General features: G+C 58.4%; 13 protein-coding genes and 1 pseudogene. 4 read left to right on the top strand and 10 right to left on the bottom strand.

The window, feature by feature from the left end:
• The coding region (locus tag B7L71_RS06880; protein WP_249273194.1) for a helix-turn-helix domain-containing protein at window positions 1-279 on the bottom strand (279 nt) is incomplete at its 3' end.
• 204 nt (window positions 280-483) lie between these two features.
• Between B7L71_RS06880 and B7L71_RS06875 the strand changes: the two genes are divergently transcribed.
• From B7L71_RS06875 to B7L71_RS06865, 3 genes are read left to right on the top strand one after another with little or no spacing between them, the layout of a single operon-like run.
• On the top strand, window positions 484-1,182 hold the full coding sequence (locus B7L71_RS06875) for an ABC transporter permease (protein WP_016913407.1): 699 nt from the start codon (window positions 484-486) through the stop codon (window positions 1,180-1,182).
• Window positions 1,179-1,904, top strand: a complete 726-nt coding sequence (locus B7L71_RS06870; protein ID WP_081136925.1) for an ATP-binding cassette domain-containing protein — start codon at window positions 1,179-1,181, stop codon at window positions 1,902-1,904. Before B7L71_RS06875 ends, B7L71_RS06870 begins: the two co-directional genes overlap by 4 nt.
• Before the next feature lie 57 nt (window positions 1,905-1,961).
• Window positions 1,962-2,798 (top strand): substrate-binding domain-containing protein, encoded by an 837-nt coding sequence (locus B7L71_RS06865; protein WP_081136923.1) that lies wholly within the window; start codon window positions 1,962-1,964, stop codon window positions 2,796-2,798.
• Window positions 2,799-2,949: 151 nt separating this feature from the next.
• Here the strand turns inward: B7L71_RS06865 and cysN are convergent, their stop codons facing one another.
• From cysN to B7L71_RS06835, 6 genes are all read right to left on the bottom strand, one after another.
• The gene (gene cysN / locus B7L71_RS06860; RefSeq protein ID WP_081136921.1) at window positions 2,950-4,395 is read right to left on the bottom strand and encodes a sulfate adenylyltransferase subunit CysN; all 1,446 of its coding nucleotides are present in this window, start codon (window positions 4,393-4,395) and stop codon (window positions 2,950-2,952) included.
• The gene (gene cysD / locus B7L71_RS06855; protein WP_081136919.1) at window positions 4,395-5,354 is read right to left on the bottom strand and encodes a sulfate adenylyltransferase subunit CysD; all 960 of its coding nucleotides are present in this window, start codon (window positions 5,352-5,354) and stop codon (window positions 4,395-4,397) included. The genes cysN and cysD overlap by 1 nt, the downstream gene beginning before the upstream one ends.
• A 195-nt stretch (window positions 5,355-5,549) precedes the next feature.
• On the bottom strand, window positions 5,550-6,284 hold the full coding sequence (locus tag B7L71_RS06850; protein WP_081136917.1) for a metallophosphoesterase: 735 nt from the start codon (window positions 6,282-6,284) through the stop codon (window positions 5,550-5,552).
• Window positions 6,284-6,730 carry a DUF1249 domain-containing protein gene (locus tag B7L71_RS06845; protein WP_039177649.1) on the bottom strand — a complete coding sequence of 149 codons (447 nt, stop codon included), beginning with the start codon at window positions 6,728-6,730 and terminating at the stop codon, window positions 6,284-6,286. Before B7L71_RS06845 ends, B7L71_RS06850 begins: the two co-directional genes overlap by 1 nt.
• A gap of 9 nt (window positions 6,731-6,739) precedes the next feature.
• The gene (locus B7L71_RS06840) at window positions 6,740-7,387 is read right to left on the bottom strand and encodes an NUDIX domain-containing protein (RefSeq protein WP_081136915.1); all 648 of its coding nucleotides are present in this window, start codon (window positions 7,385-7,387) and stop codon (window positions 6,740-6,742) included.
• A gap of 90 nt (window positions 7,388-7,477) precedes the next feature.
• Window positions 7,478-8,122, bottom strand: coding sequence for a TRAP transporter TatT component family protein (locus B7L71_RS06835; RefSeq protein ID WP_081136913.1), 645 nt, complete (start codon window positions 8,120-8,122; stop codon window positions 7,478-7,480).
• 754 nt (window positions 8,123-8,876) lie between these two features.
• On the opposite strand from B7L71_RS06835, the gene B7L71_RS06830 reads away from it, so the two are divergent.
• Complete coding sequence (locus tag B7L71_RS06830; protein ID WP_170919455.1) at window positions 8,877-9,014, top strand: DUF1654 domain-containing protein; 138 nt, start codon at window positions 8,877-8,879, stop codon at window positions 9,012-9,014.
• A gap of 269 nt (window positions 9,015-9,283) precedes the next feature.
• On the opposite strand, the gene B7L71_RS06825 is transcribed toward B7L71_RS06830, so the two are convergent.
• The 3 genes and pseudogenes from B7L71_RS06825 to B7L71_RS06815 all read right to left on the bottom strand — a co-directional run.
• Entirely contained in the window at window positions 9,284-10,201 is a 918-nt protein-coding gene (locus B7L71_RS06825) for a hypothetical protein (protein ID WP_081136909.1), read from the bottom strand.
• A 54-nt stretch (window positions 10,202-10,255) separates the two neighbouring features.
• A complete protein-coding gene (gene metX, locus B7L71_RS06820) occupies window positions 10,256-11,440 on the bottom strand; it encodes a homoserine O-acetyltransferase MetX (protein WP_212636737.1) in 1,185 nt (394 codons plus the stop codon).
• 21 nt (window positions 11,441-11,461) lie between these two features.
• Window positions 11,462-11,686, bottom strand: a pseudogene (locus B7L71_RS06815) (hypothetical protein); the annotation flags it as partial.

The raw sequence follows: 11,686 nt of genomic DNA, 5'->3' as shown, positions 1-11,686 counted from the left end.
ACAGCCACTCTCACGAATCGCCCACTCCAGCAGCGGATCGAGGCTTCCGGCCAGCACCTGAGGGGGCGGCAACCGTTGGGCCTGGTCGCCTTCCAGGTGGCTCAACACCCACATGTCGATGTGCTGACGAGGAAACAACAGTTTCCCGGTCGCACGGCTACAAGGGATCTGCCCCTGGCGCACCAGGTCATACACCTTGCGCTCCTTGAGCCGCAGATACTCCGCCACTTCCGCCGTCGTAAGGTACTCTTTTGAATACTCTTTCAGAGACTCTCTCACCCGCCCACCTTCAACTCCTGCATGAGACTGCATAGTAGCGCATATTTTTCAGCGCACCGTGCATCCCTGGAAATTTACGTACACTATGTTCCTACCTGATGCTCCTACCAGCATCGTGACTTTTCAAATACATCATGACCTTACAACGACACCCTACCAACACAATGAACCTGCCCCTATCAGCAACCCTGGCCACGGAACGTCATGTCGGATAACCCATTCAGCACCGCGATAGCACTCATTCTGGGCATGGACCCTGCGCTCGTGGCCATCGTAACGCTATCGCTTCAGGTGTCGCTGATCGCCGTCACCCTGGCCAGCCTGTTGGCACTGCCCCTGGGGGCGGCGCTGGCACTGTGGCAGTTCCCCGGGCGGAACGCTCTGATCGTGGTGCTCAATGCCCTCATGGGGCTGCCTCCCGTGGTCGCGGGCCTGTGCGTTTACCTCCTGCTATCCCGTGCGGGGCCATTGGGTCAGTTCGGGCTGCTGTTCTCGCCCACCGCCATGGTCATTGCCCAGGTGATTCTCGTCTTTCCGATCATTGCTGCCCTGACACGCCAGCAGGTGGAAGCCCTGCACAGCGAGTACGCCGAACAGCTGCGTTCGCTGGGGCTTGGCCAACTGCGCATGATGCCCACACTGCTGTGGGATGCGCGCTTTGGCCTGCTGACCGTGATCCTGGCGGGCTTTGGCCGCGCCAGTGCGGAAGTGGGCGCAGTGATGATCGTGGGGGGCAATATCGACGGCGTGACCAGGGTCATGACCACCAGCATCGTGCTGGAAACCAGCAAGGGTAACCTGGCGATGGCCTTGGGGCTGGGCATCATTCTGCTCAGTCTGGTCACCTTGATCAATGCACTGGCCCACTGGGTCAGTGAAACGGCAAAACGGCGGTTAGGATGAACGTACCCCTCAGCCCCGCGGCTTCCACCGTCCCCAGCCTGCATTTTCAGCAGGTCAGCTTCTGCCACCGTGGCGACACGCTGCTGGCACCGACCACGCTAGCGCTGCACGGCTGCCGCCGGACGCTGGTAATGGGCCCCAACGGGGCTGGCAAAAGCCTGCTCATGCGCTTGGCGCATGGGCTGCTGCGCCCCAGCAGTGGCCAGGTGACCTGGGAAGGCAAGCCGCCGGTGCAGGCCATGGTCTTTCAGCGTCCGGTGCTGCTGCGCCGTTCGGCGCTGGACAACCTCACCTACGCGCTGGCCGTGCATCGGGTGCCTCGCCGCCAGCGCAAGGCGCTGGCCTTGCAGGCATTGGAAAAGTTCGGCCTGACCAGCCTGGCCAAACGCCCCGCCCGGGTGCTTTCCGGAGGCGAGCAACAACGTCTCACGCTGGCACGGGCCTGGCTGCTCAAGCCTGCCGTCCTGTTTCTGGATGAACCCACTTCCGCCCTGGACCCGGCGGCCATCAAGGCCGTGGAAGACGCGGTCAATGAGTTCCATCAGGCAGGCACGCGTATCGTCATGACCACCCACGATTTGCACCAGGCCCGGCGTCTGGCCGACGACGTGCTGTTCATGTACAGCGGTCAGTTGATCGAACACACCTCGGCAGAAGACTTTTTTGACACCCCGGCAACAGCGCAAGCCAGGGCGTTCATACGGGGCGAGCTGGTCTGGTAAGCCCTACTCTAGCAAGCCCCACCACGACGCTTGAACAATACCCAAAGGAGCAGGACCGTGAACAAGACCACTACCCTCGTTACCGCCAGCCTATGCACCACGGCACTGGCCTGGAGCGCCTCGTTGCTGGCCAATGATGACTACATTACCCTGGCTTCCACCACTTCTACCGAGAACTCGGGGCTGTTTGGAGCCATCCTGCCGGTCTTTACCGAAGCGACCGGGATCGATGTGCGCGTGGTGGCCGTCGGCACCGGTCAAGCTTTCGAAATCGCTCGTCGTGGCGATACCGATAGCCTGCTGGTTCACGATACCGCAGGCGAAGAGCAGTTCGTTGCCGATGGCTACGCCACCGAGCGGCTGGATGTGATGTACAACGACTTCGTGATCGTGGGACCCAGCGATGACCCCGCCAACATCGCCGACAGTGACAGCGTCAGCGACGCCTTCGCGCGGATCGCCGACAGCGAGTCGCCCTTCGCCTCACGGGGTGACGACAGCGGCACTCACCGCGCCGAGCTGCGCCTTTGGGAAGATGCGGGCGTCACACCGCAAGGAGATTGGTACCGTGAGCTGGGCAGCGGCATGGGGCCGACCCTGAATACCGCCGCAGGCATGAACGCCTACAGCTTCACCGACCGCGCCACCTGGGTGGCCTTTGAAAACCCGCAGGACCTGACCCTGCTGTTCGAGGGCGACGAAGCGCTGTTCAACCAATACGGTTCGCTGCTGCTATCACAGGAGCAGCACCCGCACCTGAAACATGAGCTGGCCACCCAATGGCACGAGTGGCTAGTGTCCGACGAAGGCCAGCAAGCGATTGCCGACTTCAAGGTCAACGACCAGCAGCTGTTCTTCCCCAACGCGACTCGCTCCAGGGCGCATTGGAGATAAAACTTCATCTTTGATCATTAAAAACAGCGGCAACCCACCCGCTGTCTCCATATAGAAAACCTGCTGCAGCGTCTTGCGCCAACAGCAGGTTCAGTGTGCGTTGCCAACGGCTAAGCGTCTACTCGGTTATCTCGATAACGTCATCAAACCATTAGCGCAGAAGGTCACGGATGTCCTTTGCTCCCCAGTGCGGAAAATGCTTGCGCACCAGGGCGTTCAGGTCACGTTCGAAGGCGGCCCAGTCGGTGGTGCCGGCCTGCTCACGGGCATCCGCGACCCGCCGAATCATACCGGCGCCCACGGTCACGTTGCTCAGCCGGTCGATGATGATGAAACTGCCCGTGCCGGGGCTGGTACGGTAGTCGTCCACCGGAATCGATGCCGTCAGTTCCACTTCACAGCGAGCAATGGCATTCAGCCCCAGGCGCTGGGTCGGGTGTTTCTCCAGCGTGTTGACGTCCACCTGATACTCGATAGCGCTGATCTGGCCCGCCAGATCACGAGTGGCCAGCTTGATATCGTAGAGCTTGCCCGGCTCCAGGGGCTCTTCGTGCATCCAGACCACATCGGCATTGAACACGTTGGAAAGCGGCACCTGGGCTTCGGCGCTGACCAGCCAATCGCCACGGGAGATATCGATCTCGTCTTCCAGAGTCACGGTGATGGCCTGACCGGGGTAAGCAGCGTCGAGATCCCCGTCGAAAGTGACGATGCGCGCCACGCGGGAGGTCTTGCCCGACGGCAGCGCCTTCACCTCTTGGCCTGGGCGCAGCACACCAGCCGCCAGGGTGCCGCAATAGCCTCGGAAGTCCAGGTTGGGGCGATTGACGTACTGCACCGGCAGGCGCAGGTCGCTCAGGTTCTGGTCACGGGTGACTTCGACGTTTTCCAGCAGCTCGATCAGGGTCTTGCCTTCGTAGCCTTCACTGCCCGCCGCAAAGTACCAGGGCGTGTGCTCGCTGGCGTTGACCACGTTGTCGCCATTGAGCGCCGACATCGGCACGAAGCGAATGTCCGGGGCCTGCAAGTTGGCCGCAAAAGCGCGGTACTCCGCCACGATCTCGTTGAAGCGTGCCTCCGAGTAGTCCACCAGGTCCATCTTGTTGACCGCGATGACCAGATGCTGAATGCCCAGCAGGTCGGCAATGAAGCTGTGCCGACGGGTTTGGGTCTGCACACCGTAGCGCGCGTCGATCAGGATGATCGCCAGGCTAGCGGTGGAAGCGCCCGTGGCCATGTTGCGCGTGTACTGCTCGTGCCCCGGCGTATCGGCAATGATGAACTTGCGCTTGTCGGTGGAGAAAAAGCGGTACGCCACGTCGATGGTGATGCCCTGCTCGCGCTCCGATTGCAGGCCGTCTACCAACAGGGCGAGGTCCACCGTATCACCGGTGGTGCCACTGGTTTTGGAAGCCTTGGTGATCGCGGCGAGCTGATCTTCGAAGATCATCTTGGAGTCGTGGAGCAGCCGTCCGATGAGCGTGGACTTGCCGTCGTCGACGCTGCCGCAGGTGATGAAACGCAGCAGATCCTTGTTTTCGTGCTCGTGCAGGTATTGCTCGATGTTATCGGCAATCAACGTTGATTGGTGCGCCATTAGAAATACCCCTCACGCTTTTTCTTCTCCATGGAACCGGCCTGATCGTGATCGATGGCGCGGCCACTGCGCTCGCTGGTCTTGGTCAGCAGCATCTCCTGAATGATCTCCGGCAGCGTGGCGGCGGTGGACTCCACCGCCCCCGTCAGCGGGTAGCAGCCCAGGGTTCTGAAACGCACCCACTTCTCTTCCGGCACTTCGTCCTGGGCCAGCGGCAGGCGCTCGTCGTCCACCATGATCTGCATGCCGTCGCGCTGCACCACCGGACGCTTGGCGGAGTAGTACAACGGCACGATGGGAATCGACTCCAGATAGATGTACTGCCAGATATCCAGCTCGGTCCAGTTGGAGAGCGGAAACACGCGAATCGATTCGCCCTTGTTGATCTTGGCGTTATAGACGTTCCACAGCTCCGGACGCTGATTTTTCGGGTCCCAGCGGTGGTACTTGTCGCGGAAGGAGTAGACGCGCTCCTTGGCACGGGAGGCTTCCTCGTCGCGCCGCGCGCCGCCAAAGGCAGCATCGAAACCGTGTTTGCTCAGGGCCTGCTTGAGGGCCTGGGTCTTCATGATATCGGTGTACTTGGCACTGCCGTGGTCGAAGGGGTTGATGTTGGCGGCGCGCCCCTCTTCGTTGGTATGCACGATCAGCTCCATGCCCGCCTCTTCCGCCATGCGATTGCGGAAAGCGATCATCTCGCGGAACTTCCAGGTGGTATCGATATGCATCAGCGGGAACGGCGGCGTGCCGGGGTAGAAGGCCTTCCGCGCCAGATGCAGCATTACCGAGGAGTCCTTGCCGATGGAGTACATCATCACCGGGTTGCTGAACTCGGCCGCTACTTCCCGGATGATATGGATCGACTCGGCTTCGAGCTGCTTCAGGTGGGTCAGTCGGGCGGCATCCGGTGCGATGGGCACCTGTTGCGTCGCCGCCGACGGCGCAGAAAACTGGTTCATTACCTTCTCCCTCACAAAACGGTGCTTGCTTTTATCGAAACGGCTTTTCAAGGAAGCCTGTGCAAACATGGTGTGCCGCCCTGCGCGCATGAATCGCAAGGCGGGCATTTGTGGGTAGGGTAACGCCAGGCCAATAATAACCCAAAAGAATTAATAACTATCTTTTTATATCTTTATCAACTAAACAGACAAGCATCAGAGGTCGATACGCTCGACCCAGGTCTGCCACTCCTCCCCGTGCAGCTCCACCACGCGATACCCCGGCCGCGACGCTTCATCCACCGCAAAGGTTTCCGCACCGGGCAGAAACTGGTCTGACGTGGCGGGGCAACCATAAGTGCCTATCGCCGAGCCCGCCAGCGGCTGATGCTGGGCAAAGGCCTGATGAGCATGCCCAAACAGAATGATCTTGACCTGGGGGTAAGCACTCAACAGCTGCCAGAACGCATCGCGGTCCTGCAAGCCAATCGCATCCATCCAGGCCGCCCCGACATCCACCGGCGGGTGGTGCATGACGATGGCCACCGGCCGCTCGTCCTGCTCCAGCCGTTCGGCCAGGGCGGTGAGCTTGGTCGCCCCCAGCTCGCCATGGGGCTTGCCCGGCACATGGGTATCCAGCAGCAACAGGCGCCACTGTTCCAGGTCGACTTCATCCAGCATCGGGCGTTCTGCGGCCATCAGCTCGGGCTGGTCGTGGTTACCTGGTATCCAGAACCAGGGGCACGGCAGGCGGTTCAAGGCCTCGCAGGCGTGAACGTAAGACGCGCTGGTTTCATCCTGGCTGACGTCACCACTCACCACCACCACGTCCGGGCGTTCGGCCACCACGGCGTCCAGCACGGCTTCGAACTGCTGCCAGGGAATGGCCGCCCGAGAGCGCGCCTGCTTGTCGGCGTGCAGATGCGCATCGGTAATCTGTATCAACCGCATCAGGGTAGCTCCGGCAAATCGACGACATGACCATGGGCCAGCCCATGGGCCAACCACTCTCCTAAAAAGCAGTTCAACTGCAGCTTTTCATCCGGTTGATGCATGCGCGCATTGGGGTAGCGATAGCGTCCGCTGAAATGGCGCTCGCGCTGAAAGTCGATGACTTCCGCCATGCGCACATCATGGTAAAGGTGCACGCGCATGCGCGGCCCTTCAATGACCGCATCCAGCGGGCCGCGCTGGGAGATCTCCACCAGCGTGGTGTAAGGGGCCTGCTGAAGAATGGCCAGCTTGAGGTCGCCAAAGTGCCGGTTATCACCGCGCAAGGCGATATCGCGCCGCTGGCCGCTCTGCAGGTCACCCACCAGGCGCACCAGGCGCAGATAGTTGGCGCTGCACTCCCCTTGCAGGGTTTTCAAATCGGTTACGTAGGCGGCTCTTGCCATGATGACTCCTTACCGGGTGTTGGCCTCGGCGGCTGACACGGCCGCGCGCTGGGAAGCCGCCCGCAGCGATGCCCGCTGCCCGGCCAACCAGTGCATGCCGATCAAACACATGGCGTTGTCGAGTCTGCCCTGCTCCAGGAGTTGCCAGGCGGCGGGAAAAGAGACGACATGAACACGGATGTCTTCATTCTCGTCCTCGACGCCATGCACGCCTCCCACGCCCTGGCTATCGACCAGCCCGCAAAATAGCGTGACCCGCTCGTTGCAGGCGCCAGGGCTTGGGTAGTAGGTATGCAATCGGGTCAGTTGGCCCACCTGGCAACCGGCTTCCTCCTGGGCCTCACGGCGCGCCACGTTTTCCAGGGTCTCGTCCTTGTCGACGAGGCCCGCCACCAGTTCCAGCTTCCAGGGGGAGTGAGGGTCGTCGATGGCGCCGGCGCGAAACTGCTCGACGAGGATCAGCGCATCACGCTCGGGGTCATACAACAGCACACCCACCGCATCGTGGCGGTTGTGCATTTCTCGGCGCATGGTGGAGCTCCAGCCGCCCTCGAAAAGTCGATGACGCAGCTCTAGCGCTTCCAGGCGAAAAAACCCCTTGTACAGGGTGTCACGCGTGATGAGTTCCACATCGTCGCGATTGAGCGTGGGGCCCATACGGCACTCCCGGTGAACATGATCGTACCATTATCAATGCTGGCCACCGGGAATGCCAATCGGATCATCAACCGCGTGATTTGACGGCCATTACAGCTCGCGCAGCAGCGCCTCGGCATCACGGCGAAGGGCTTCGTCGGAGCGTTGGCGACTCTCCCGCGCCGTGCCGTTCACGGCTCGCTGAGCATGCTCCCGCGCCGCCTGGGTGTTGCCCTCTTCTTTCAGGAAAGCGGCATAGTAGTAGTTCACATCGATACCGTCCGGGCGAATTTCCAGCGCCCGCTGGAACATCCGCTCAGCGGTGGCGCTATTGCCAAACCCCAGCGGGCGACCCGGGGCACGGTCATACAGCGCCCCCAGGGTCACATACGCGGAGCCATTGCCCCCCGTAGGGTCGATCTCGACGGCGCGTTCCAGCACCGTGCGCGCATCACCGGCAGTACCCAGCGCCCCTAACCCACCCCGCTCTCGAGCATAGGAAGCCAGCACGATGCCTTGCCATACCAGCACCTCGGCCTGGTTGGGGTTCTGCTGGGCCAGTCGCTCCGCCTCGCCCGCCAATGCCCTCAGGGTCGACTCCCGTTGGTTGGCGGGCATCTCGGTCACCGTATGCTCCCAGCGGTTCTTCAAGGAAAACAGCTCGCTTTCGAAGGCCGACGCGCTCAGCGGCGACAGTACCAAGGCACCGCCCAACGCCGCCACCATGAAGAGTCTAGAAAATGGAATTGCACGCATGGAAAACTCCTGCTTGTTGTTATGAAGAATGAGTCATGAGTAATGAGCCATGAGTCATGACTGTTGAGTTATCACTATCGAATTTGACCTGCCCAAGGCATGGTGATATCTCGTCCACACTGACAATGTAACGAACGTTTGAATGATTCGCCAGAGAATCGCCGCTTTGTTGCCCTGTACCTTGGTAGCGTAAGCTAGGCACTTTTCCTATGAAAGTCGCTTGTGCGGCCCAATAGATGTTCATGGCTATTCCCATGCTCATCTACCTTTATGATTGAGTGCGTAGCCATTCCAGGGTCGCCTAGACGAAATACAGGGGTATCCTTTGAACGCCTAGCTAGCATTGAAAGTAGCTTTTTAAACATCGCTGCACTTTTCCTAGATATTCGTGTATGGTCGGACTACTTCTAAGATCCCGTCACGATGAAGCGCTTGGTCAGCCTGAATTTCACCCCAGGAGCCGCATAGCCGTTCCCTTTCAACGTACATATCCACGTCGATTACATCCTGAGAATTAGCTGCTTTCTCGCAACCATATAACTGGACAAGAGCCTCAGCGATTCCATCATTTAGAACGTGTACTGATTCATCAATCAATTCTTCTTCCAAAAGCTGGCAGTATACGGCTGCGCGAGTCGGATCACTTTCGGATGCGACATATACTGATTGATCGCCTATATCGTAATTGTGGAAATTCTATAAATCGTCTTCAATGGAGACCTCGACAAACCGCCAGGCTGGATCCCCCACCATCGTGTTCGAGCGCAAGCCCGAAGAATCCCATGATGATTGGGATCGCATGATCAGCGAGATGGAGGCCAGTGAAGCGGTAGCTGTTTGGCGATTCACGGACGGCAGCATTGGCTTGAAGCGCCAGCAAATCACGGTATGATGCATCTCAATCTTTTTGCCCGAAAGACTCGCGGCTCCTGCCTCACGCTCACATTAACGTCGTCATCGATGGTGAGCTGACCAGTAAGTGCCTGGGCAAGCTCGGCTCGCAGCCCGCCCTGACCGCCGGTAATGCCAACTACCCGAGATTGCTCTTTAAGAGGGAACGGAGTGTTACGTGTGAGGTGAAACCGCAGCAATTTGATTGACGGCTCAAGTTCAGCAAGTTTCACCAGTACGTCCTCAGGCACTGCCCGCTACCGGCTTCTATCACGTGAAGCACTGCAAACGTTCGACGGCAGCCGCTATAGCTTTTGCGAAACGTACTTCGCTTCCCGGGCAGAAGGGAAGGCTTAGCGAGGGCTCGGAGATTTCCATCTCGAGAACCACCGGCTGCCCTTCATGGCTCCTGATAAGGTCAACGCGGGCGTAAAGAAGCGGCTCCTCGAGCTGAAGGTGCCTAATTGCTGCAGACAGAGCAGCCGTGGCCACCTGAATCTCATCCGGTCCAGGTTCACGCTGCTTCCGGAACTCCGCTGTGGGCGCGTTCACCGTACCATCAGCCATCAGCAGTGCGCCCTTCCTAATCGCATGACTGAATTTGCCATTGAAGAAAATCAGGTCGCTCTCGCCGTAGACGTCGATGGAGTCGAAATAGGGCTGGATCAGGGCATCGCAACCTAGGGAATGGAGCAAAACAACATGTTCGACTGCACGATCTACGGCGTCGACGGGAAAACGCTGAACATTCTTGGAGTATGCGCCGATGGACGGCTTGATAACCATTTTGCGGAAATTGCCATGCGTGGCGATGAAACTATAAATCTGTGATAAGACATCGCTTGCATTTTGCTGAATAAACTCAGTGGGAACAATTGGTACTCCGTAATGTTGGAGATCAACCAGGTAACTCTTGTTAAGATTCCATTCGACTGCATTGAGAGGGTTTACGAGCCGGGAAACAGATGACACTTTCCGGCACCAATCCAAGAATTCTTCAAGCCGATCAGTATAGGTCCAAGGAGAGCGGAGAATTAACAGTTCGAACCTGCTCCAATCGATCCCAGGGTTGTCCCAGTTAACGATCTCAACAGGGAGACCCAAAGATTCACACGATGCCACAAGCGGCGCCATATCGTAATCGATGGGAAGGCTTTCTTGATCTGTGACAAGTGCAATTCTGGTCATATCTCGCTCCTAAAGTTTAATGGTACAGTCCAAGGGCCTTTTGAAGTCTGGAACTTAGATCGACCGCAGAAACCTACTAATCTGCGGTCCGAATCTGCTGTAGTCTATGAGGAAGGAATCATGGCCCTGTGTGCAGGGGAGGCACTGGTATCGACAATCGACACGATTTTTACTCAAGGCCTCTGCGATGTCTTGCTGCTGCTCAGGTGGAAAAAGAATATCGGTATCCACTCCTAGAACGAGCGCACGAAGTAGTCCTGCAGGCGCTAATCCTTCAGAAAGGTCGGCTTGAGGTTCGTCCTTAATAGAAAAGCGATCCATGCAGGAGCTTAGATACAGGTAGCAGTTTGGATCGAAGCTCCGAGCAAAAGTATGTGCTTGGTGATCGAGATAGCTCTCGATCTCATATAATTGCTGGCCTTTGGAATACATTAAAGACAATGTCGGATCGAGTTTTCTACGCCCAAAACGACCCTCCCATTCAACCGCGGAGCGGTAGGAAATGACGCCGAGTTTCCTAGCCATCAGCATTCCTTTGAGTGGGTAGTCATCTTGGGTATAGTGACCGTTTTGCCATTTTGGATCGTTACGTATAGCCTCCCTCTGAAGAGATCGGATCGCAATCGCGAAAGTCGAGGCTTCTGCTGCACCAGAGATGTTAATATGCGATGCGGCCCGTCCCGGGTGTCGAACAAGGAAAGACAATGCGCTCATCCCGCCCATAGACGTACCGATAACGCAGGCCGAGACAGCAATACCTAGATGATCTAGAACTTGAGCTGCAGCATCGGCCATGTCCTCAATGGACAGTTCCGGAAATTCGTGCCCGTATATCAGGCCACTGTCAGGATCAATGGAGGCTGGACCAGTCGACCCCTTACAGCTACCCAAAGTATTTACGCAGATAACAAACCATCTGCTTGTATCTATCGGCTTTCCTGGGCCGACCATTTTCTCCCACCATCCGGGACTCGGGTCAGCTTCATGCGAGGCGATATGCGCGTCCGGCGACAGCCCTGTCAGGATGAGGACCGAATTGTCATCGTTCAGGGATCGTTTGCCCAAGGTTTCATAGGCGATGCGCCCTTTCCTGAGGCGGGCCCCTGAATGGAGCGTCCAACTGTCGGCCAGAGGCGCAAACCTGGTAGCAGGGGGTACTTGCTCACCCCATCCGAGTACCAAAGGCAGCGGGGGGGGCGCCTTCGAGTACATACTGCTCTGAAGAGTTATCCCGTTCATCTTTTTTCCCACTCTGTTGTCTCATGCCTGCTCGCTCAAGAATTCGGATTCGATTGATGCCAACCATTCATCATCTGAGCCCTCCTTGATCCCATCGAACAGGAAAGTGGAAAGGTACCTCTCACCGGTATCAGGTAGCATGGCAAGTATCACTGAACCATCCGGTGCGGAATGTGCAACGTCTAAGGCCGTGGCCACCGTCGCGCCCGCCGAAATACCGACGAATATGCCCTCTTCGGCAGCCAG

The organism is Halomonas sp. BC2, from assembly GCF_002078115.1.
Taxonomy (GTDB): Bacteria; Pseudomonadota; Gammaproteobacteria; order Pseudomonadales; family Halomonadaceae; genus Vreelandella; species Vreelandella stevensii.
Note: the sequence above shows the minus strand (reverse complement) of the source record. Positions and strands in the feature narration are given on the sequence as shown.